The following is a 23,304-nucleotide window of genomic DNA, read 5'->3' on the forward strand; positions in this document are numbered from 1 at the left end:
TATTGGCAATTTATTTTAAAATGCATCTTCAAATCATAAAGGGCAAGCATATGCTCACCCTTCATCGTCTTACCTATCTGATCGATTTTGCACAATTCAAAAAAACTAAGAAGCAACTGATTTTAACCGTGGATAACGACATACAATCGCTAAGATGGCACAAACAGCCAAAATCCAGCAGTAGTAAATATTACTAATCAATTCTACAGGTGAGAGTTTGGCAATCGAACACGCAAGTAATAATTGAGCGCCATAAGGAATCAAACCTTGCACCACACATGAGAAAATATCCAGTAAAGCGGCGGCACGTTTTGGGTCAACGCCGTACTCTTTTGCAACTTCACGTGCCATATCGCCTGATAAAATAATGGCAACAGTGTTATTGGCAACAAAAAGGTTAGACAAAATGACCAAGAAACAAATACCGATTTCACCCGCACGTTCAGCACCCACTTTAAACAATCGTGTAATGCTGTAAATACGTTGAATGAGCCATTCTAAGCCGCCTTCTTTTTGCATAATGGCAGACAAACCACCTAAGAACATCGACAGTAGTGCCACTTCAAACATGCCGACAAAACCATCGTAAATTGAAGTATTGAGTTTCAATACGGTGAAATCAGCATTTAAAAACAGTCCAATCACACCAGAAATCACGATACCGATGGTTAACACAGCCAAGACATGTAAGCGTGAGAATGCCAGTAAGAAAACAGCAATATAAGGCAGAATCAGCCAAATGTTATATGCCTTAAATTCGATATGTTGGCTTCCATCGCTTAAGATGAAATAGGCAAGAATGGTTAAAATGGCTGCAGGTAAAGCAATCCAGACATTGACACGGAACTTATCACGGAGTTCAACATTTTGACTGCGAGTGGCCGCAATAGTGGTATCTGAGATCATGGATAAATTATCGCCAAACATCGCACCACCCACCACAGCACCAATGGCAGCGACAGTTGAAATATCAGTGACTTCAGAAAAACCAAAGGCAATTGGGGCACAGGCTGCAATGGTGCCCATAGATGTTCCCATTGCAGTTGCAATAAATGCTGAAATGAGGAACAGCATAGGGAGAACAAACTGTGGCGGTATCATCGATAGACCAAATTGTACGGTTGAATCGACACTACCAATCGTACTGGTGATACTTGCAAATGCACCTGCCAGCATAAACACCATAAACATCAGAATTAAATTCGGGTGACTGGCACCTTCTAAAAAATCTTCTATAGCTTGGTTGAGTTTGCCTCGATAAAGCAGGACTGCAAGGATAATTGCTGGAATTGCAGCAACTGGAGCTTTGATTTGATAAAAGGCGAATTCAGTCCCAATGATTGAGTGGTAAATACCACTGCCTAAAAATATGGCTAAAAAAACAATAAGGGGAATCAGGGCAAGTGCTCGGGCTTGAGCTTTACCTGGGGAGTGTGTGGTCATATCAAAAGTAATAAATAAGTAAGCGCGCGTAGTATAAAACAGCTTTTGCAATTTAAGAAAAATTTAAATGTAAACTCTAACTGTCTTTTTTTTAAAAGTTTTTTAAAAAATAAAGCTAAGTTGATCTTAATATTGATGATTTTAAAAAAATCAAAAAATAGATGTTTTTGATCATTGTGAAAAAAATCAAAATATTGATAAATGTAGCACTGGGTTGTTCAACGAATATGAGACAGAATTGTACAAGTTTTCACTCTATTCAATGAGTAAATAATAGCGTTACAATGAGATGTCTTGTATTTTTACAAAACAAACTCCTCAATTTTATACAATTCAAGGAAAGTACAACCCTATGTCACGTTTAGCCACACGATTTGCAAAGCTTAAATCTCAACAGCGTAAGGCTCTTGTTTCTTATGTTATGGCAGGTGACCCACAACCTGAAGTAACGGTTCCATTGTTACATCGAATGGTTGAGGCTGGGGTAGATGTAATTGAACTTGGATTACCATTTTCCGACCCAATGGCAGATGGTCCAGTCATTGCTTTAGCTGCTGAACGTGCTTTAGCCGCTGGAACCAACACACTTGATGCATTGAATATGGTCAAGCAATTCCGTGAAAAAGATGCGGAAACACCTGTGGTACTTATGGGGTATTTAAACCCTGTTGAAGTCATTGGTTATGAACGTTTCGTGTCGATTGCCCATGAAAGTGGTGTAGATGGTGTACTTCTCGTGGATTTACCACCAGAAGAAGCAAAAGATTTAGATGTGGTATTGAAGAAATACGATATGGATCAAATCTTTTTGCTCGCACCAACTTCAACGGATGAGCGTATTTCGCATGTAGCCAATCAAGCGAGTGGTTTCATTTATTATGTATCACTTAAAGGTGTTACAGGTGCAGCAACACTTGATGTGAAAGAAGCTGCTTCACGCATTGAGAAAATCAAGTCTGTTACCCAAGTCCCTGTGGGTGTCGGTTTCGGAATCAGCGATGCTGCTTCAGCGAAAGCGATGGGTAGTGTTGCCGATGCTGTCATTGTCGGAAGTGCATTTGTCAAACCTTTTGCAAACGTTGCACCAGAACAAGCTGCTGAGCAAGCGGTCAACAAAGTCAAGGAGCTTCGAGCTGCGCTCGATGAGTTAGTATGAATCAAGAAGTGAAATCAGGCAAAATCCTGAGCCCCTCGACACCATGGACAGAACGTTCCGTGCCGGGCATCAATGTTCCTGATGAACAACAAACATTAAAAGCAACATTTACAGAGCCGACGATTGAGTGCCCTGAATGTCATGCTTTGGTGACACGTACAGCCATGTCTTTCAATGCTTATGTTTGTCCACAATGTGACGAACATTTGAAAATGAAAGCACGTGATCGTTTAAATTGGTTCTTTGACCAAGCTGAACAAGAACTCGGTCAAGAGTATTTAGCCAAAGATCCACTGCATTTTGTCGACAGCAAGCCTTATCCTGAGCGCATGAAAGATGCGCAAGAGAAAACAGGTGAAACTGAAGCACTTATCGTAATGCAAGGTCAGATCAAAGGCTTATCAATGATTGCTTGTGCTTTTGAATTTGACTTTATGGGCGGTTCAATGGGTACAGTGGTTGGTGACCGTTTTGTGCAAGCAGCTGAAAAAGCGATTGCAACAAAGCAGCCACTCATTTGCTTTGCAGCATCTGGTGGTGCGCGTATGCAAGAAGGCATGTTGTCTTTAATGCAAATGGCACGTACTTCAGCCGCGATCCAAAAGATGAAAGATGCACATGTACCTTATATTGTGGTGTTGACGCATCCAGTATACGGCGGTGTAACGGCTTCACTTGCAATGTTGGGTGATGTGCATATTGCTGAACCGAAAGCCATGATTGGTTTTGCAGGTAAACGTGTCATTGAGCAAACGGTACGTGAAAAATTGGAAGAACCGTTCCAACGTGCTGAATTTTTGCTTGATCATGGTGTAGTCGATCAAATTGTCCATCGTCATGCATTACGTGATACAGTCTATCGTATTGTAGCGAAGTTGATGAATTTGCCTTGATGCATACAGCACCATTAGAAACAGAAAATTTACAAACATGGCTCGATTATTGGAGCCATGTTCACGTCACAGGGATTGATTTAGGTTTAGAACGCGTCATCCCTGTCGCAGAAAAATTAGGTGTAGTTTCACCACAAGCCAAAGTATTTACTGTTGCCGGAACCAATGGCAAAGGCTCTACCACCACGACATTAGCCTCGATTTTGAATGCCCAAGGTTATAATGTCGGTCTGTATCAATCTCCCCATATTTATCGTTTTAATGAACGCGTCAAACTCGCAGGTCAAGAAGTCGATGACCAGACCCTCATTGATGCATTTGTCTTGGTCGATCAAGCTCGCCGTGAATGTGATTTAAGTTTGTCATTCTTTGAAGCAACCACTTTGGCCGCTTTTGTGATCTTCAAACAGAAACAATGCGATGTTTGGGTGCTCGAAGTTGGATTGGGTGGGCGACTCGATGTCGTCAATGTGGTGAATCCTGATGTCGCTGTGATCACCAATATTGGCTTAGATCATACCGACTGGCTAGGTGATACCATTGAAAAAATTGCTTTTGAGAAAGCAGGCATTATTCGTCCAGATATTCCCGTGATTTTTGCAGGGCAACAAGAACTCCCTCAAGCGATTCAGGATAAAGTGGATCTATGTCATGCCAAACTTTATACACTCAATCGTGATTATTTTTACCAAGATGCCGGTGATGGCAAAACATGGAATTTCGCCACTTCAGGTACAACATTAAAACTTCCTCTCGGCCAACTTGCTTTAGATAATATTTCCACTGCAGTTGCAGCAATATTGGTCAGTGATTTAAAAGTCAGTCAGCAAGCAATCGGAACTGGAATTGAAAGTGCTCGTTTACAAGGGCGTTTTGAAGTTCGTCAGATTCAAGGTAAAACGGTCATTTTCGATGCTGGACACAATCCTCATGGTGTTGAGTTTTTGTTAAAGCAATTGCGAAAATTTCTAGAATACAATAAACAGTACACAGAAGTGATTTCAGTTTTTTCCATGTTGGCTGACAAAGATATTAATTCTGTTGTTAAGTTATTGAAAAATGCTGTATTAATGTGGAAAATTGCACCGCTGACTGTGCCTCGTGCAGCGTCAATGGAACAATTACAATCTGCATTGCAACATGAAGCAGTACAACAATTTCAAAATGTACATGCAGCATTTCAATCAGCACTTGAAGAATCCAAAAATAATCAGCTGATTTTGGTGTGTGGCTCGTTTCATACCTTAGAAGCGGTCTGGGAGTATTTAGAGAATGTCAATGAATAACAAACAACGCTGGATGGGAGGTGTTGTTTTACTAGGCGGTGGTGTATTACTGGCAGCGCTGCTTTTAAAAGGCAAAGAAGAAATACATCAAAAACAAGTTCAAACACAACCTGTTGAAAATGTACAGCAACAAGGTGATGGTTCAGGTCAGCCTGTACAACTCCAACCATTGACAGTCGATGTGGAAACTGAAAAGCGTCTACTTGAAGAACAACGTCGTGCGCGAGAAAAAGCGGTTGCTGAACAAGAGTCTAAAACGGCTGAATTCCTAAGAATGCAACAGGAAGCTGAAGCGGCTGCAGCACGTAAAGCTGCAGAAGAATATGCTGAAATTAATGCGAAGCGTAGTGGTGCTCAAGGTGCAGATATTCCCCCTGAAATTATTGAAGATGATAAAGCCAAAGCGCAACGTTTAGCGGCCGAAAAGAAAAAAGCTGAACAGCAAAAGCTATCGGATCAAGACAAAGCACTTGCTCAACAAAAAGCCAAAAATGAGCAGTTAGCGGCTGAGCAAAAACGTAAATTAGATGAACAGAAAAAAGCAGAAGCGACCAAAAAGGCCGCTGAGCAAAAGCTCGCAGCAGATAAAAAAGCTGCTGAAGAAAAAGCCAAGACAGAAGCAACAAAGAAAGCTGAATTGGCTAAGAAAGAAGCTGAACAGAAGAAACGTCTAGCTGAAGAGGCCAAGAAAAAAGCCGAAGCAGAAAAAGCAAGACAATTGCTCGAAGGGACAGACAAGCCGCAAGACAAGCAATGGATGGTTCAAGTGGCTTTGGCAGCCAATGAAGCCAATGCAGATGCAGTTGCAGCTAGACTTCGTGCCAAAGGCTATAAAGTCACCAAGAGTCCAACCTCTAAGGGTATTCGGATTATGGTTGGACCATCGAAAGATCGTGAAGCCGCAGATGCAACACGTAAAAAGATCAATAGTGATGAAAGTTTAAATATGAAGTCTGCATGGGTGATTGACTGGGTGCCTTTAGACAAACGTTAATTGATTCAAGTTCAAGTAGTTTGAACTTTAATGATGCATGTTTAAATTTAAGATGGATTCGAGAGTTGCTCTTGAGTCCATTTTATATTTTCAGGGCTAAACAATTTTTCGATATTGACCCATATCTTATGGAAACCATATCCACCATGTTTCATTTCCTGAATTGCATCTTCAGTCTTCCACCCCTCAAAGAGAATACGATACATCGCAATACTGGCACCTGTGCGGTCTGAACCATGGTAGCAATGAATGAGTACTTTTTGATTGTTGGTTTTTGCCCGTTGAATTTCTTGCATAATGGCTAATAAATCTTCACGATTGATTGCCCAAGTTTGGATGGGGATATGGACTAATTTTAAAGGCATATCTGATAAAACTTTTTGATCATGATCACGGCTTCGCAAATTGATCACGACTTGAATATTGTGTTTTTGGATTTCTGCTTTTAATTCTTCATTGGGTTGTTCACTGCGATACAGCATTGAACTCACTTGATAAAAATTATGTTGATCATTTAACTCAGTTCCCCAATGTGTCGGACGCTCGTGTTCGGCAACAGGTTTAGATTGCATGCAGCCACTGCATAACAGGGCAGTTGTTATGATTAAGAGCTTCGGGTTTATTTGAGTCATATAAATTCAATATTTATTTGATTTAGGAATAATCATATTGATAACGATTAGACCTTATTTTGTCTATGTATTTTATGTCATTGCAAGATAACGATTGAGCTCTTCAGGATCATGCGAGCATATAATTTCAATCTCAGGATGTTGATGTGAAAGTTGCTGTATTTGTTCAAGGGTTTTTATTCTGAGTTGATTGTCTTCTGCTAGAGTACTTTCGGTCAGTTTTAAAGCACGCATTTTTTTCTTTGGATTTAATTCGAGATGAGAGTAATAGGCATCTCCACAGAATAAGAGCCATCGATCTTGAAAAGCAATGGCAATACCACAATGCCCCGCAGTTGCTCCAGGTAAAGGAATCATCATAATTTCATCTTGAAATAGATTAAAACCAAGGACTTTTTGAAAATTAAACCAAGAATCTCCAAAGTGAGGCTCTAAAAAATTCCAATGACGATGCTCTTTAAACTGTTCTGGTTTATAACGATATTTATTTTTATAGGTCAGATGCTTAGTTGCTTCGTATTCTGTAGAAAGCACATGTACTGTGGCATCTGGAAAGTCAGAAATACCACCTGCATGATCAAATGCTAAATGCGTGAGTAAGATGTGTTTAACTTCAGAACCTTTAAATCCAAGTTTTTGAATTTGAGCCAGTGCACTTAGACTTAATTTTTGTTGAATTGTTCCAAGCTTGGTGAGTAATGTTCCAAGACGTTTTCTAGGATGCAAATAATCTTGTATACCAATGCCTGTATCGACCAATACCAGTCCCTGATCTGTTTCTAATAAAAGGCAATGACACACGAGTTCTGCAACCAGTCCTTTTTGTCCAAAGAATGGAGCCCAAAAAGGAGATAAACTACCGCAATGTAAATGATGGATGTTGTAGATCATGGAGGCTGATTCGAAACAGGGTTTGCGAACTTCATTTATAGCCTAAATCTACATAAATAATAGATTCCGACTGATTCAGTCGGTTATATACACAGCAAAATATGCATAAAAAAAGCCCATATGAATATGGGCTTTGAATTTTCAAGATGGCTCGTCAAAGGAATCTTGAAAATGCATTTTTATTTGAACATATTGGCCGAATAATATTTGAGTGAAATGGTGTTATATCTTTGATCACTATTTCAATCGTTTTGTTTTTACACATTGTTCTAACTTGGAACAACACCCTTCGCTTGTCTTGCGCCAAATTAAAAAGGAATCCTTTTTAATTTCTTTTTAGCCATAGCATAGCTATTACCCTTGCGCTCGGGCGAAGCAGTATTGCATTTTAAGGACTACGCGCTTCGCTTGTCTTGCGAAAAACTAAAGCAGCGCTTTAGTTTTTCTCAGGCTGTGGGGTGAGGCGTAAGTAAGGGGTAACGGCTTTATAACCTTTCGGAAAACGTTGTTTGATTTCATCTTCATCTTTTAATGCAGGAACAATCACGACATCATCACCTTGTTGCCAGTTGGCAGGCGTTGCTACTTTATGGTTATCTGTCAATTGGAGTGAATCAACTACACGTAAAATCTCATGGAAGTTACGACCTGTAGATGCAGGATAAGTAATGATGAGACGCACTTTTTTATTCGGATCAATGATTACCAATGAACGAACAGTCGTGGTTTCACTTGCATTGGGATGAATAAATCCATACAACTCAGACACCTTACGATCTTGGTCAGCAATAATCGGGAAGTTCACAGTGGTATTTTGCGTTTCGTTAATATCTTTAATCCAGCCATGATGTGATTCGACATCATCCACAGATAGCGCAATCGCTTTTACGCCACGTTTTTCGAACTCATCTTTCAATTTAGCGGTAAAACCAAGTTCAGTTGTACATACAGGCGTGTAGTCTGCTGGATGTGAAAAAAGAATGCCCCAACTGTCCCCAAGAAATTCATAAAAATTAATTGTGCCAGCACTAGATGCTTGTTCGAAATCGGGTGCTGTATCACCTAAACGTAATGTCATTTTTCAGTCCTCAAAATATAATTTTTTGTATTTTTCAAATCTAATATGAATGAATTTCTTTAGAATTAAAAATAGTGTTTTATTATTTCTTTATGAATATATTGGATATAGATTTATGCAGAAGAATAAAAAATGACTATTTTTCAGAATCATCTATCTATAGTCTGGTCAAATTTGCTACATTAAGTCGCCGTAGCTCATACGTCGGCAACCCATTGGTCAGAATTTTTTGAATGCTTTTGTTTAAAACCCTTGTACTTCAGATTTCTAGCACCATAATAACGTCTGAGAAAAATTTATTTTGATAAGCAAGTTTTAGAGAGTCTATACATGTTGGCAAGTCTGATCGGAGGAATCTTCGGTACTAAAAACGAGCGCGAATTGAAGCGTATGCGTAAAATTGTCGAGAAGATCAATGCGCTCGAGCCGACGATATCTGCACTAAGTGATGCAGACTTATCTGCAAAAACCGAAGAATTCAAACAACGCTATAAAAAAGGTGAGAGCCTAGATAAGTTGTTACCTGAAGCATTCGCAGTGTGTCGTGAAGCAGGTAAGCGAATTATGGGGATGCGTCACTACGACGTACAGTTAATCGGTGGTATTACCTTACATGAAGGTAAAATCGCTGAAATGCGCACAGGTGAAGGTAAAACCCTCATGGGTACTTTGGCGGTGTACCTCAACGCGATCAGTGAGCAGGGCGTTCACGTGATTACCGTGAATGATTATTTGGCACAGCGTGATGCTGAGTTAAACCGTCCATTATATGAATTCCTTGGTTTAAGCGTGGGCGTGATTTACTCCATGCAACATCCGCATGAAAAAGCAGAAGCTTATCGTGCAGACATTACCTACGGTACAAATAACGAATTTGGTTTTGATTATTTACGCGACAACATGGTGTTTTCTCTCCCTGAGAAAAAACAACGTGGCTTAGTGTATGCGATTATCGATGAGGTCGATTCGATCTTGATTGATGAAGCACGTACACCATTGATTATTTCTGGTCAGAGTGAAGATTCTTCACAGCTTTATGCAGCAATTAATGCCATTCCACCTAAGTTACATCCTCAAAAAGAAGAGAAAGTGGCTGATGGCGGACATTTCTGGATTGATGAAAAGCAACGTTCAGTTGAAATGACTGAAGTTGGCTATGAAAAGGTTGAAGCTGAACTCATCGAAATGGGCCTATTGGCTGAAGGGGAAAGTTTATATTCTTCTGCAAACTTGAATTTAGTTCATCATGTGACTGCAGCGATTCGTGCTCATTACTTGTATCAACGTAACGTGCATTACATCATCCATGACGGTGAAGTAGTGATTGTTGATGAAAACACAGGTCGTACGATGCCAGGTCGTCGTTGGTCAGAAGGTTTGCATCAGGCGGTTGAAGCGAAAGAAGGTTTGGAAATTCAACCTGAGAACCAAACCCTTGCAACAACAACATTCCAGAACTATTTCCGCTTATACAAAAAATTGTCGGGTATGACGGGTACAGCTGATACTGAAGCAGCTGAAATGAAAGAAATCTACGGTCTTGATGTTGTTATTATTCCGACACATCGACCAATGATTCGTATTGATCATAATGATTTAATTTATTTAAACCGTAATGGTAAATACACTGCGATTATTGAAGAAATCAAAAAAATTCACGAAGCTGGTGTTGCACCCATTTTGATTGGTACAGCAACCATTGAAGCTTCTGAAATTCTTTCTGATAAACTCCGTGATGCAGGTATTGCACACGAAGTTTTAAATGCAAAACAGCATGAACGTGAAGCGGATATTATTGCGCAAGCAGGTTCACCACGTGCTGTGACCATTGCCACCAACATGGCAGGTCGTGGGACCGATATCTTGTTGGGTGGTAACTGGAAAGCAAAATTAGCCAAAATTGAAAACCCAACCCCTGAAGATGAAGCACGATTAAAAGCAGAGTGGGAACAAAACAATCAGATGGTGCTTGATTCTGGTGGTTTGCATATCATTGGTTCTGAGCGTCATGAATCACGTCGTATTGATAACCAGCTTCGTGGTCGTTCTGGTCGTCAAGGTGACCCTGGTGTGTCTCGTTTCTTCTTATCGCTTGAAGATGATTTGATGCGTATCTTCGCAGGTGATCGTGTGGTTGCCATGATGCGTGCAATGGGACTACAAGAAGATGAAGCTATTGAGCACAAAATGGTGTCACGTTCGATTGAGAACGCGCAACGTAAAGTAGAAGCACGTAACTTCGATATTCGTAAAAACTTGCTGAAATACGATGATGTAAACAACGAACAGCGTAAAATTATCTATTCACAACGTGATGAAATTTTGGCTGCAGATACACTTCAAGAATATATTGAAACCATGTATCGTGACGTGATGAAGGGTGTTATTGGAAACTATATTCCACCAGAGTCAATTCATGATCAGTGGGATATTGAAGGTTTAGAAAATGCATTGCGTGTTGATTTAGGTGTTGATCTACCCGTTTCACAATGGTTGGAACAAGATCGTCGTTTAGATGAAGAGGCATTGGTTGAACGTATTACTGATGAAGTATTGGCACGTTATCACGCTCGTCGTGAACAAATGGGCCCCGAAAATGCAGCATCTTTAGAGCGTAACTTTATGCTCAGTTCTCTAGATCGTCATTGGAAAGACCATTTGGCTGCGATGGATTACTTGCGTCAAGGGATTCACTTACGTGGTTATGCGCAAAAAAATCCTGAACAAGAATACAAAAAAGAAGCGTTCAATTTATTTGTAAATATGTTGGCCGTGATTAAGTCAGATGTTGTAGCAGATTTATCATTGATTCGTTTACCAACTCCTGAAGAAATTGCAGAGATGGAAGCGCAACAACAAGCACAAGCTGAAGCAATGCAACTGTCTTTTGCCCATGATGATGTGGATGGTTTATCTGGTGAAGTCAGTGAAAATGCAGAGCAAGGTGATTTAAGCGGAGTGACATTTGCACCACCCGAAAGTCGTAATGCGCCATGTCCTTGTGGATCAGGTTTAAAATATAAGCAATGTCACGGTAAAATTTAAGTATTTTACAGTTGAAAAAAGCAGAACATTTTTGTTCTGCTTTTTTTATGCTTGAGCATGATGATCATTACAAGTTGTGAATAATGATTGCCTAAAAGGTCGGTAAGTGGTATTTAATTTCTGATGTTGTAATTTTTTTCGGAATGATGATGAAAAAACATGTAAAAATTTTGTTGCTAGCGGCAGTTGCCTTGCCTACTTTTGCTTTTGCAGCGCCAACGACAACCACTGTTGCAAACGTTCAAGCGGCAACAGGCGTAGCGACTGCTGGCGTTGAAGTGAAAAATGATACGACAACTGTGATTAGTCCACGTACGGGTATTCGTTATACTCTGGGGAATACTGGCGGGCGTCCAATCATCTTAAAAACATCAGCGATTGCTGCAGTAACACCGGCTACTGTTCATCGTATTGTTGCGACGAATCCTGCATTGTCTACGGCAAGTCAGGAAAAAGCAAAACAAGCACTTTTAGACAATAACTTGCTTGCGAAATCAAATTAAGATTTTTTGAGCGATTGCTGTTCGAATTATTTTGTAAAAGCCGATGTACAAGCATTGGCTTTATTTTTATTACATATAAATTAAATAATTCATCACAATTGAAGTCTTTATATACTCGATTTTTGTAGATTTTTCTACTAAGCTTATTTTTTCTAAATTTTGATTCTGGACATTTAAAAATGGCGGTGGGTGACGTAACAATGCCACAGATGCATGTGGTACAAGGTGTAAAAATTGGCTCGGCAGAAGCATATGTTCGTTATCCAAATCGACGTGATCTGGTTGTTTTTGAATTCGCTGAAGGCACGAATGTAGCAGGTGTATTTACCCAAAATGCATTCTGTGCAGCACCTGTACATATCTGTAAAGCTCATTTGGCAGAAAACAATCCGCGTTATTTAGTCATTAATACAGGGAATGCCAATGCAGGAACAGGTCCTACAGGCATGCAAAATGCCAAGACAACCTGCACAAGCTTAGCTGAATTGACACACGTCTCTGCAAGTGAAATTTTACCTTTTTCAACAGGCGTGATTGGTGAACAATTGCCAATGGATCGTCTGTTAAAAGGTTTACAGCCAGCTTTAGATACGCTCAATTCAAATGCATGGGTCGATGCTGCAAAAGGCATTATGACCACTGATACTTTGCCTAAAGGTGCATCTGAGCAGTTTGAACTTGACGGTGTGACGTACACCATGACGGGTATTTCAAAAGGTGCAGGCATGATTCGTCCAAATATGGCGACCATGCTGGGCTTTATTGCAACAGATGTGCCAATTTCACGTCCCTTGGTTCAACAGTTACTGAAAACCTCAGTAGAGCAGTCATTTAACCGCATTACCATTGATGGTGACACCTCCACCAATGACTCTTGTATATTTGCTGCGACAGGGCAAGCAGGCGGTGTTGAAATCGCATCAGAGGACGATTCGCGTTATGCAGTGGTCTTAGAGGTGCTTTCATGCGTGATGAAACGTCTTGCACAATTAATTGTTCGCGATGGTGAAGGTGCGACTAAGTTCATGACTGTGGCAGTAGAAGGTGGTGCAAATACCCAAGAATGCTGCGATATTGCTTATAGCATTGCGCATTCCCCATTGGTAAAAACGGCTTTCTTTGCATCTGATCCAAACTGGGGGCGTATTCTGGCAGCCATTGGTTATGCTGGCGTACCCAATTTAGATGTAGAAAAAATTCAAGTTTGGTTGGATAATGTACAGATCTGCAAAGATGGTGGGGCAGCTGCAGATTATACTGAAGAAGCGGGCGCTAAAGTCATGGCGCAATCTGAGATTACCATTCGTGTGGATTTGGGTCGAGGCCAAGCGAAAGATACTGTATATACCTGTGATCTTTCCTACGATTACGTCAAAATAAATGCCGATTATCGTTCTTAAGACATAAAGCCTCCTTCGTGAGGCTTTTTTTATACAAATATTTGAATGATTGGTAAAAAAGCATGAAGCCATTTTATCAATTCAGTTGTTCACTTTTTAAATCAAATGCTTATTGATTTAAACTTTAAGGATAAGAGTAACTCAGTATGAATGATGCAACCAATTTAATTGCCAACGAAGCAAAATCGATTGTGCAAGCACATTTGGATCATTTAGGTGAGCCTAAAGATGTTCGATTAACTGATGCAGAAAAGAAGCAGAAATTTGAACAAATCAAAGATGAGCTTGAAAAACGCAATGCGGTATTGGTCGCACATTATTATTGTGATCATGATGTTCAGGAGCTCGCAGAGCTCACAGGTGGCTGCGTTTCAGATTCTTTAGAAATGGCGCGATTTGGTCGGGATCATCCAGCAAAGACATTGGTGGTGGCTGGTGTAAAATTTATGGGAGAAACTGCCAAGATCTTATCGCCTGAAAAAACCATCTTAATGCCAACCTTAGAAGCAACATGTTCGCTTGACCTTGGATGTCCAGTCGACGAGTTTACAGCGTTCTGTGATGCGCATCCTGACCATACTGTGGTGGTATATGCCAATACATCTGCAGCAGTAAAAGCACGGGCAGATTGGGTAGTGACATCGAGCTGTGCAGTTGAGATTATTGAACATCTCGATAGTTTGGGTGAGAAAATTATTTGGGCACCTGATCAGCATCTAGGGCGTTATATTCAAAAGAAAACCGGTGCAGATATGTTGCTTTGGGATGGTTCGTGCATTGTGCATGAAGAATTCCGTGCACGTGGAATAGCCCAAATGAAAGCACTCTATCCAAATGCTGCTGTCTTGGTTCATCCCGAATCACCAGAATCAGTGATTGATATTGCAGATGCTGTTGGAAGTACCTCGCAACTGATTAAAGCTGCACAGACTTTAGAACAAGACACCATGATTGTTGCGACTGATCGAGGTATTTTCTACAAAATGCAACAAGCTGTGCCTAACAAGACTTTAATTGAAGCGCCAACAGCCGGAGAAGGGGCGACTTGTCGTTCTTGTGCACATTGTCCGTGGATGGCAATGAATGAATTAGACGGAATTTTGCATGTTTTACAAAATTCTGATCAAGAAGTATTCGTTGATCAAAAGCTTGCAGCACGTGCTAAATTACCACTTGATCGAATGTTGAACTTTAATGCTGCTTTAAAGCGTTAAAAAACTCTAAAACGCTTGATAAATATACACTTGAAGCGTTTTTTTGATTTTTTTTGAATATAGGTGTTGACGTTGTTCGGCGTCACGCCTAGAATGCACACCGTACCGAACGAGATGTTCGATACAAAAGCTGAGATGAATCGGAGCATAGCACAGCCTGGTAGTGCACCTGGTTTGGGACCAGGGGGTCGTAGGTTCGAATCCTACTGCTCCGACCAATTCTTCAAGGCAAAGATTTTCCAGTGGTGTAAGTATCATCGGTAATGCGCCTGTAGCTCAGTTGGATAGAGCATCCGCCTTCTAAGCGGATGGTCACAGGTTCGAATCCTGTCAGGCGCGCCATCGGTCGCTTGATATTGTAGAATCTAAAATGTTGTAATGGTGGTTGTAGCTCAGTTGGTAGAGCCCCGGATTGTGATTCCGGTTGTCGAGGGTTCGAGCCCCTTCATCCACCCCAATCTCTTTTAAGAGAAACGGAGCATAGCACAGCCTGGTAGTGCACCTGGTTTGGGACCAGGGGGTCGTAGGTTCGAATCCTACTGCTCCGACCATTTTAAGCATTAGCTTAAAAATAAAGATCCGCTTAAATGCGGTTTTTTTATGTCTAAAATTTAGTGTTTAGTATATTTTAAAAAAGATCCCGATATGGGATCTTTTTTTACATTTGATGGTCGTTAGAAGGGATTGAATCACTAGGGTGAGATGATAATAGAAACGCGACGATTTTCAGCTCGGCTTTCATCAGTGTCATGATTATCTATAGGTTGTACAGATCCCTTGCCAATCACTTGTATATCTTCTGTCTTAAATTCATTTTGAATGAAGACATCTGCAACACTTTGTGCTCTCTTTTCTGAAAGTTTAACGTTGTATTCTTCATTACCAATATTGTCGGTATGCCCAATCACTTTTAATTTGGTTAAATCATATTTTTTTAACTGATTTGATAGTTTGGTAATCAATAACTGACTTTGAGGTGGAATATCAGCATTATCGAAATCAAATAAGATTCGTTCAGGTAGGCCTAAGCTCCAACCTTCTTCAGTTAATACAAATCCTTCTTTTTTGAGTACCTTAACTTGTTTATGGCTCAATGAGCCCATACCTAAGCATCCGCTTAAGGCTACTGATATTATTGCAATAAATAATAATTTAATTTTATTGTTTAGCATCTCGTTACCTTAAATAATTAATGATGATAAATATACCAATGGTTTTTTAGATCTTTAGCTTTGTACATGGCCTGATCTGCTTGAGATATAACATCTTCAATGCTGTGAGCATTTCTGGCTAAAGCAATACCTAAACTAAAACTGAAATATATTTCTTGATCATTGTATGTAATCGGTTTATCACATGTTTTGATTAGATTTTCAGCAATGGTGATGAGGTAATCTGTTTGATGTACCGAATCTAAAATAATCGCGAACTCGTCACCACTTAAACGTGCAACAAAATCATTTTGTCGAATACTAGATTTTAAGCGATTTGCAGTTTCTTTGAGGACTTCATCACCAGCTAAATGTCCATATTTGTCATTAATGCCTTTAAAGTTATTATTATCAATAAAGATTAAGGCAATTTTTTCTCGACTAATAGGGTTATCAAATTTATTAAATAAAACTTGATTGAAATAATTGCGATTAGGTAATTTGGTTAAATCGTCATGTTGAACTTGATACGATAGGATATTGTTTTCGTTTTGTAGATGATTATGCCAAGACTGAATTTCTTCAAGAAGCTCATTAAAAACGTTATTTAAGTTGTGAAATTCTTTAATATCATTTTCAGGAAATCGAAGATTATATGCTTTTTGATTGCTGACCAATTGTGCAATGCTGATAATTGGGGATATCGATTTCATAATATGATGATAAGTTGAATTCACGGACCACCATAAAGCTAAGAGCATAAATAGCATGCCCAGAAGCAAACCAATAAAAATTTTAAAGATAAACACTAAGATTTTCTTAGAGCTACCATAAAGTACAACTTTACCGACGTTTAGACCATTATGTTCAACGGTCAGATTTACTGGATGATTTAAGAAAATTTTATCGAATAAATTTTGAAGCGTAGAGTAATATTCTAAATCTTTGACGCTCTCGGCAATCAGCTGACCACTGTTATCGTAGACTTGAATCATTTTTACTTCATGTTGCACAGTATATTCATTTAAAATTTCTGTCAGTGTAATTCTATCTTTGAAGACTAAAGCAGGCTGTACACGTTCTGCTACTGTTCGACTAATCAGTTGTAAATTTTGCTTAGCATATGACTCGACTGTAAGTACTGAAACCGAAGAAAACGTGATTGTGCAAATTAAGAAAGTAATGGCGAAAATAGTAAATTGCGATTTTCTGAAAATAGTTTGTAGTGAGTTGGAATTAAATAATGTGTTGATCATCATCTTACTCCGAATTTTTGGCCAAGAGTAAAACGCGAGGATCTACATGAATTTTGGACTTCGCTAAGCTGTCCAAATTCACCTTAAATAGTGTATTTCCTTTTTTGGAGGTATATAGACAGAAAATACTTCCAATTTCACATTCAGGATTATCCTTGCTAAAAGACAAAATTGATTTGTTATAGGATTGATTAATCAGTTTTTGTTCGCTTTCTGGTGTGGATTGAGTGAAAAATATTGCATCACAGGATCTTAAGGCCAATTGTTCTTCAGTAATACCTTTTACTTGTAATGAAATATTTTGAGTTTTTACACCTTGTAAAAAAGCATTCGTGATTTGCGTATTATTGTTATTGCCAACGATACATAAACTTGGTGAGGGGACATTCCACTTTGTATAACTCAAAATGGATAATGTCATCATATATATGTTATGTGATGAATTGGCAAAACACATACTACTAGTAATAAGCAGTAGTAATCCTATTGATATTCTTTTTATATTTATGAAGAGCGCCATATAGATGGGTATAACTCTAATTTAATTGCTAATACTTTATATTTTATTCTAATCAAAGAAAAAAAGATATATGTTGAGTATTTTGGTCAATTTTATATCAAAAAACACCTTTTTGATTAATAAATAAACGTTTGTGTAATAACTTCAAAAAAAGGGGTTGCAACGGTAGTGAAATGCTGTAGAATGCACATCCATCGGCAGCGATGTTAAATAAAACTTCTGATAAATCAATAACTTGATTGAATGATTTAAGGTTTCTGCGAGAGATTTTAAAGATTTAAAAAAGATGATTTGTTAAGGAAAATATTTAGTTGAACTGGTTGACTTTCTAGAGATAGAGAGTAATATAGCCGACCTAGCTTGCTACTGACGAAGTAACAAGAAGATCATTAAGAGATTATGAAGAACAACTTGTGTGGATTTTTACTGGTTGATTGATCGAAATTATTTTCATTGATTGATGGTAGAAATTACTCGAAGTTTATTTGAGAAATTAATGTCAGAAAATTGATGAGCCAAGATTGGCGCCCTTTAAGGCGCTACGAAGTATTAAACTGAAGAGTTTGATCATGGCTCAGATTGAACGCTGGCGGCAGGCTTAACACATGCAAGTCGAGCGGGGGAAGGTAGCTTGCTACCTAACCTAGCGGCGGACGGGTGAGTAATACTTAGGAATCTGCCTATTAGTGGGGGACAACATCTCGAAAGGGATGCTAATACCGCATACGCCCTACGGGGGAAAGCAGGGGATCTTCGGACCTTGCGCTAATAGATGAGCCTAAGTCGGATTAGCTAGTTGGTGGGGTAAAGGCCTACCAAGGCGACGATCTGTAGCGGGTCTGAGAGGATGATCCGCCACACTGGGACTGAGACACGGCCCAGACTCCTACGGGAGGCAGCAGTGGGGAATATTGGACAATGGGGGGAACCCTGATCCAGCCATGCCGCGTGTGTGAAGAAGGCCTTTTGGTTGTAAAGCACTTTAAGCGAGGAGGAGGCTACTTGGATTAATACTCTGAGATAGTGGACGTTACTCGCAGAATAAGCACCGGCTAACTCTGTGCCAGCAGCCGCGGTAATACAGAGGGTGCGAGCGTTAATCGGATTTACTGGGCGTAAAGCGTGCGTAGGTGGCCAATTAAGTCAAATGTGAAATCCCCGAGCTTAACTTGGGAATTGCATTCGATACTGGTTGGCTAGAGTATGGGAGAGGATGGTAGAATTCCAGGTGTAGCGGTGAAATGCGTAGAGATCTGGAGGAATACCGATGGCGAAGGCAGCCATCTGGCCTAATACTGACACTGAGGTACGAAAGCATGGGGAGCAAACAGGATTAGATACCCTGGTAGTCCATGCCGTAAACGATGTCTACTAGCCGTTGGGGCCTTTGAGGCTTTAGTGGCGCAGCTAACGCGATAAGTAGACCGCCTGGGGAGTACGGTCGCAAGACTAAAACTCAAATGAATTGACGGGGGCCCGCACAAGCGGTGGAGCATGTGGTTTAATTCGATGCAACGCGAAGAACCTTACCTGGTCTTGACATAGTAAGAACTTTCCAGAGATGGATTGGTGCCTTCGGGAGCTTACATACAGGTGCTGCATGGCTGTCGTCAGCTCGTGTCGTGAGATGTTGGGTTAAGTCCCGCAACGAGCGCAACCCTTTTCCTTATTTGCCAGCGGGTTAAGCCGGGAACTTTAAGGATACTGCCAGTGACAAACTGGAGGAAGGCGGGGACGACGTCAAGTCATCATGGCCCTTACGACCAGGGCTACACACGTGCTACAATGGTCGGTACAAAGGGTTGCTACCTAGCGATAGGATGCTAATCTCAAAAAGCCGATCGTAGTCCGGATTGGAGTCTGCAACTCGACTCCATGAAGTCGGAATCGCTAGTAATCGCGGATCAGAATGCCGCGGTGAATACGTTCCCGGGCCTTGTACACACCGCCCGTCACACCATGGGAGTTTGTTGCACCAGAAGTAGGTAGTCTAACCGTAAGGAGGACGCTTACCACGGTGTGGCCGATGACTGGGGTGAAGTCGTAACAAGGTAGCCGTAGGGGAACCTGCGGCTGGATCACCTCCTTAACGAAAGATTGACGATTGGTAAGAATCCACAACAAGTTGTTCTTCATGAAGATGTATCTGAGGGTCTGTAGCTCAGTTGGTTAGAGCACACGCTTGATAAGCGTGGGGTCACAAGTTCAAGTCTTGTCAGACCCACCATTCTGACTAACGCAGTATGAAAGTACTGAGGCGAACAGAGCGTAAAGATATATCGAATCTATAGATGATAAGCTGGGGACTTAGCTTAGTTGGTAGAGCGCCTGCTTTGCACGCAGGAGGTCAGGAGTTCGACTCTCCTAGTCTCCACCAGAGTTTCGAAATAACAAAGCAACGCTTTGTCGAAACGCAAGACAAGCAGCTACGCTGCGCGTAGTGTTTGATCATATAAGTACTGCTTTGCGCAGGCTTTAATCGAACGAAGTCGTAGATTATAGAATTTAATAAGAAGTTAGCGTAATATGCGCGTCTTGTTAACTTCTGTGATTTATCACAGTTGACCACGATCTGACGAAGACGTGGTGAATCATTAACAGAATATATTTGAGTTGAAATAATTTGTTCAAACTCATACAAAAGCGGAAACGAAGTAACGCAAGTTATGGAGTTGAAGTGATTGAATGAGAACTAGCGAAATTAACTGAATCAAGCGTTTTGGTATATGAATCTAATTGAAGCTGTATAGTGCTTAAGTGCACAGACGCCAACTGTATGATTGACTAAGAAATTGGTTGATCTGTTGCTTATCCTGCTTGTAGGGATGAACGACTGTTTGGGGTTGTATAGTCAAGTAATTAAGTGCATGTGGTGGATGCCTTGGCAGTCAGAGGCGATGAAAGACGTAATAGCCTGCGATAAGCTTCGGGGAGGCGGCAAATATCCTGTGATCCGAAGATTTCTGAATGGGGAAACCCACCGATCATAAGGTCGGTATCGTATGATGAATACATAGTCATACGAGGCGAACGAGGGGAAGTGAAACATCTCAGTACCCTTAGGAAAAGAAATCAATTGAGATTCCCTCAGTAGCGGCGAGCGAAAGGGGAAAAGCCCATTAAGTCATATCAGCTTTAGTGGAACGCTCTGGGAAGTGCGACCATAGTAGGTGATAGTCCTGTACACGAAAGGGCTGATATGATGATGTCGAGTAGGGCGAGGCACGTGAAACCTTGTCTGAATATGGGGGGACCATCCTCCAAGGCTAAATACTCCTGACTGACCGATAGTGAACCAGTACCGTGAGGGAAAGGCGAAAAGAACCCCTGTGAGGGGAGTGAAATAGATCCTGAAACCGCATGCATACAAGCAGTGGGAGCCGACTTGTTCGGTGACTGCGTACCTTTTGTATAATGGGTCAGCGACTTACATTCAGTAGCAAGGTTAACCGCATAGGGGAGCCGTAGAGAAATCGAGTCTTAATAGGGCGTTTAGTTGCTGGGTGTAGACCCGAAACCAGGCGATCTATCCATGAGCAGGTTGAAGGTTGGGTAACACTAACTGGAGGACCGAACCCACTGTCGTTGAAAAGCCAGGGGATGACTTGTGGATAGGGGTGAAAGGCTAATCAAGCCTGGTGATAGCTGGTTCTCCCCGAAAGCTATTTAGGTAGCGCCTCGGACGAATACCATTGGGGGTAGAGCACTGTTTCGGCTAGGGGGTCATCCCGACTTACCAAACCGATGCAAACTCCGAATACCAATGAGTACTATCCGGGAGACAGACTGCGGGTGCTAACGTCCGTAGTCAAGAGGAAAACAATCCAGACCGCCAGCTAAGGCCCCAAAATCATAGTTAAGTGGGAAACGATGTGGGAAGGCATAGACAGCTAGGAGGTTGGCTTAGAAGCAGCCACCCTTTAAAGAAAGCGTAATAGCTCACTAGTCGAGTCGGCCTGCGCGGAAGATGTAACGGGGCTAAAACTATGTGCCGAAGCTGCGGATTTGCAATTTATTGCAAGTGGTAGGGGAGCGTTCTGTAAGCCGATGAAGGTGGATTGAGAAGTCTGCTGGAGGTATCAGAAGTGCGAATGCTGACGTGAGTAACGACAAAACGAGTGAAAAACTCGTTCGCTGAAAGACCAAGGGTTCCAGTCCAACGTTAATCGGGGCTGGGTGAGTCGACCCCTAAGGCGAGGCCGAAAGGCGTAGTCGATGGGAAATTGGTTAATATTCCAATACTTCTGTGTAATGCGATGAGAGGACGGAGAAGGTTAAGTCAGCCTGGCGATGGTTGTCCAGGTGAAAGGTTGTAGGCATGTATCTTAGGCAAATCCGGGGTACTCTATGCTGAGAACTGATAGCAAGCTAATTTATTAGCGAAGTGGCTGATACCATACTTCCAGGAAAAGTCTCTAAGCTTCAGTTACACAGGAATCGTACCCGAAACCGACACAGGTGGTCAGGTCGAGTAGACCAAAGCGCTTGAGAGAACTCTGCTGAAGGAACTAGGCAAAATGGTACCGTAACTTCGGGAGAAGGTACGCTGTCGACGGTGATTCCCCTTGCGGGATGAGCTATTGACAGCCACAGAAACCAGGCCCCTGCAACTGTTTATTAAAAACATAGCACTCTGCAAACACGAAAGTGGACGTATAGGGTGTGATGCCTGCCCGGTGCTGGAAGGTTAATTGATGGGGTTAGCGTAAGCGAAGCTCTTGATCGAAGCCCCAGTAAACGGCGGCCGTAACTATAACGGTCCTAAGGTAGCGAAATTCCTTGTCGGGTAAGTTCCGACCTGCACGAATGGCATAATGATGGGGGCGCTGTCTCCAGCAGAGACTCAGTGAAATCGAATTCGCCGTGAAGATGCGGTGTACCCGCGGCTAGACGGAAAGACCCCGTGAACCTTTACTGCAGCTTGACATTGAACTTTGATCTTACTTGTGTAGGATAGGTGGGAGGCTTTGAAGTCGCGACGCTAGTTGCGATGGAGCCAATCTTGAAATACCACCCTGGTAATATTGAGGTTCTAACTCTGCTCCATAATCTGGAGCGAGGACCATGTCTGGTGGGTAGTTTGACTGGGGCGGTCTCCTCCTAAAGAGTAACGGAGGAGTACGAAGGTGCGCTCAGCGTGGTCGGAAATCACGCGTAGAGTATAAAGGCAAAAGCGCGCTTAACTGCGAGACCCACAAGTCGAGCAGGTACGAAAGTAGGTCTTAGTGATCCGGTGGTTCTGTATGGAAGGGCCATCGCTCAACGGATAAAAGGTACTCTGGGGATAACAGGCTGATACCGCCCAAGAGTTCATATCGACGGCGGTGTTTGGCACCTCGATGTCGGCTCATCTCATCCTGGGGCTGAAGCAGGTCCCAAGGGTATGGCTGTTCGCCATTTAAAGAGGTACGCGAGCTGGGTTTAGAACGTCGTGAGACAGTTCGGTCCCTATCTACCGTGGGCGTTGGAAATTTGAGAGGATCTGCTCCTAGTACGAGAGGACCAGAGTGGACGAACCTCTGGTGTACCGGTTGTGACGCCAGTCGCATCGCCGGGTAGCTATGTTCGGAAGGGATAACCGCTGAAAGCATCTAAGCGGGAAGCCTACCTCAAGATAAGATTTCCCAAGGACTATATGTCCTCTAAAGAGCCGTTGAAGACTACAACGTTGATAGGTTGGATGTGGAAGCATAGTGATATGTGAAGCTGACCAATACTAATTACTCGTGAGGCTTGACTATACAACACCCAAACAGTTGTTGTATAAAGCTCGATTGATTCGAAATCAAACTGATCAAACTTGATTTAGTTAAATAAACCGCTAAACTGAACGAATTAAACA

15 protein-coding genes, 6 tRNA genes and 2 rRNA genes are annotated in these 23,304 nt (G+C 41.5%); 16 read left to right on the plus strand and 7 right to left on the minus strand.

Annotated elements, in window-relative coordinates:
- Window positions 1–105: 105 nt before the first annotated feature.
- Window positions 106–1,443 (minus strand): Na+/H+ antiporter NhaC family protein, encoded by a 1,338-nt coding sequence (locus tag G8E00_RS03680; protein ID WP_166222025.1) that lies wholly within the window; start codon window positions 1,441–1,443, stop codon window positions 106–108.
- Between the two features lie 352 nt (window positions 1,444–1,795).
- Here G8E00_RS03680 and trpA point away from each other — a divergent pair, with 352 nt between their 5' ends.
- Genes trpA through G8E00_RS03700 form a run of 4 tightly spaced genes read left to right on the plus strand, consistent with a single transcriptional unit; the run spans window position 1,796 to window position 5,772 of the window.
- Window positions 1,796–2,599 (plus strand): tryptophan synthase subunit alpha, encoded by an 804-nt coding sequence (trpA, locus tag G8E00_RS03685; protein ID WP_166012641.1) that lies wholly within the window; start codon window positions 1,796–1,798, stop codon window positions 2,597–2,599.
- Window positions 2,596–3,492, plus strand: coding sequence for an acetyl-CoA carboxylase, carboxyltransferase subunit beta (gene accD, locus G8E00_RS03690; protein ID WP_166222029.1), 897 nt, complete (start codon window positions 2,596–2,598; stop codon window positions 3,490–3,492). The genes trpA and accD overlap by 4 nt, the downstream gene beginning before the upstream one ends.
- Window positions 3,489–4,778, plus strand: coding sequence for a bifunctional tetrahydrofolate synthase/dihydrofolate synthase (gene folC, locus G8E00_RS03695; protein WP_171522890.1), 1,290 nt, complete (start codon window positions 3,489–3,491; stop codon window positions 4,776–4,778). The genes accD and folC overlap by 4 nt, the downstream gene beginning before the upstream one ends.
- Window positions 4,765–5,772, plus strand: coding sequence for an SPOR domain-containing protein (locus tag G8E00_RS03700; protein ID WP_166012638.1), 1,008 nt, complete (start codon window positions 4,765–4,767; stop codon window positions 5,770–5,772). The genes folC and G8E00_RS03700 overlap by 14 nt, the downstream gene beginning before the upstream one ends.
- A 47-nt stretch (window positions 5,773–5,819) precedes the next feature.
- Here the strand turns inward: G8E00_RS03700 and G8E00_RS03705 are convergent, their stop codons facing one another.
- From G8E00_RS03705 to G8E00_RS03715, 3 genes are all read right to left on the minus strand, one after another.
- Window positions 5,820–6,404 carry a dual specificity protein phosphatase family protein gene (locus G8E00_RS03705; protein WP_166222034.1) on the minus strand — a complete coding sequence of 195 codons (585 nt, stop codon included), beginning with the start codon at window positions 6,402–6,404 and terminating at the stop codon, window positions 5,820–5,822.
- 72 nt (window positions 6,405–6,476) lie between these two features.
- Complete coding sequence (locus tag G8E00_RS03710) at window positions 6,477–7,295, minus strand: MBL fold metallo-hydrolase (protein WP_166222037.1); 819 nt, start codon at window positions 7,293–7,295, stop codon at window positions 6,477–6,479.
- Between the two features lie 436 nt (window positions 7,296–7,731).
- Window positions 7,732–8,373 carry a peroxiredoxin gene (locus G8E00_RS03715; protein ID WP_166222039.1) on the minus strand — a complete coding sequence of 214 codons (642 nt, stop codon included), beginning with the start codon at window positions 8,371–8,373 and terminating at the stop codon, window positions 7,732–7,734.
- A 330-nt stretch (window positions 8,374–8,703) separates the two neighbouring features.
- On the opposite strand from G8E00_RS03715, the gene secA reads away from it, so the two are divergent.
- The 8 genes from secA to G8E00_RS03755 all read left to right on the plus strand — a co-directional run bounded on the left by secA (window position 8,704) and on the right by G8E00_RS03755 (window position 15,086).
- Window positions 8,704–11,418: a preprotein translocase subunit SecA gene (gene secA / locus G8E00_RS03720; RefSeq protein WP_166012634.1), complete on the plus strand. Its 2,715-nt coding sequence runs from the start codon at window positions 8,704–8,706 to the stop codon at window positions 11,416–11,418.
- A 149-nt stretch (window positions 11,419–11,567) separates the two neighbouring features.
- On the plus strand, window positions 11,568–11,921 hold the full coding sequence (locus tag G8E00_RS03725) for a hypothetical protein (protein WP_166012633.1): 354 nt from the start codon (window positions 11,568–11,570) through the stop codon (window positions 11,919–11,921).
- A gap of 179 nt (window positions 11,922–12,100) precedes the next feature.
- Entirely contained in the window at window positions 12,101–13,321 is a 1,221-nt protein-coding gene (gene argJ / locus G8E00_RS03730) for a bifunctional glutamate N-acetyltransferase/amino-acid acetyltransferase ArgJ (protein WP_166222042.1), read from the plus strand.
- Between the two features lie 146 nt (window positions 13,322–13,467).
- Window positions 13,468–14,535, plus strand: coding sequence for a quinolinate synthase NadA (nadA, locus tag G8E00_RS03735; protein ID WP_166222045.1), 1,068 nt, complete (start codon window positions 13,468–13,470; stop codon window positions 14,533–14,535).
- A gap of 141 nt (window positions 14,536–14,676) precedes the next feature.
- Window positions 14,677–14,753, plus strand: a tRNA-Pro gene (locus tag G8E00_RS03740).
- A gap of 47 nt (window positions 14,754–14,800) precedes the next feature.
- Window positions 14,801–14,877 (plus strand) — tRNA-Arg (locus G8E00_RS03745).
- A 39-nt stretch (window positions 14,878–14,916) separates the two neighbouring features.
- Window positions 14,917–14,992, plus strand: a tRNA-His gene (locus G8E00_RS03750).
- 17 nt (window positions 14,993–15,009) lie between these two features.
- Window positions 15,010–15,086, plus strand: a tRNA-Pro gene (locus G8E00_RS03755).
- A gap of 141 nt (window positions 15,087–15,227) precedes the next feature.
- Here G8E00_RS03755 and G8E00_RS03760 read toward each other — a convergent pair.
- From G8E00_RS03760 to G8E00_RS03770, 3 genes are read right to left on the minus strand one after another with little or no spacing between them, the layout of a single operon-like run.
- Window positions 15,228–15,707 (minus strand): OmpA family protein, encoded by a 480-nt coding sequence (locus G8E00_RS03760; RefSeq protein WP_166012630.1) that lies wholly within the window; start codon window positions 15,705–15,707, stop codon window positions 15,228–15,230.
- Between the two features lie 17 nt (window positions 15,708–15,724).
- Window positions 15,725–16,942, minus strand: coding sequence for a sensor domain-containing diguanylate cyclase (locus tag G8E00_RS03765; protein WP_166012629.1), 1,218 nt, complete (start codon window positions 16,940–16,942; stop codon window positions 15,725–15,727).
- A gap of 4 nt (window positions 16,943–16,946) precedes the next feature.
- Window positions 16,947–17,366 carry a YfiR family protein gene (locus G8E00_RS03770; RefSeq protein ID WP_227591283.1) on the minus strand — a complete coding sequence of 140 codons (420 nt, stop codon included), beginning with the start codon at window positions 17,364–17,366 and terminating at the stop codon, window positions 16,947–16,949.
- A 647-nt stretch (window positions 17,367–18,013) separates the two neighbouring features.
- On the opposite strand from G8E00_RS03770, the gene G8E00_RS03775 reads away from it, so the two are divergent.
- The 4 genes from G8E00_RS03775 (at window position 18,014) to G8E00_RS03790 (ending at window position 23,203) form a co-directional block, all read left to right on the plus strand.
- Window positions 18,014–19,551, plus strand: a 16S ribosomal RNA gene (locus tag G8E00_RS03775).
- Between the two features lie 61 nt (window positions 19,552–19,612).
- A tRNA-Ile gene (locus tag G8E00_RS03780) sits at window positions 19,613–19,689 on the plus strand.
- Between the two features lie 74 nt (window positions 19,690–19,763).
- Window positions 19,764–19,839, plus strand: a tRNA-Ala gene (locus G8E00_RS03785).
- A gap of 472 nt (window positions 19,840–20,311) precedes the next feature.
- A 23S ribosomal RNA gene (locus G8E00_RS03790) occupies window positions 20,312–23,203 on the plus strand.
- The 16S and 23S rRNA genes sit together here with 2 tRNA genes alongside, the layout of an rRNA operon.
- The last annotated feature ends 101 nt before the right edge of the window (window positions 23,204–23,304 follow it).

Source organism: Acinetobacter shaoyimingii (assembly GCF_011578045.1).
GTDB lineage: Bacteria > Pseudomonadota > Gammaproteobacteria > Pseudomonadales > Moraxellaceae > Acinetobacter > Acinetobacter shaoyimingii.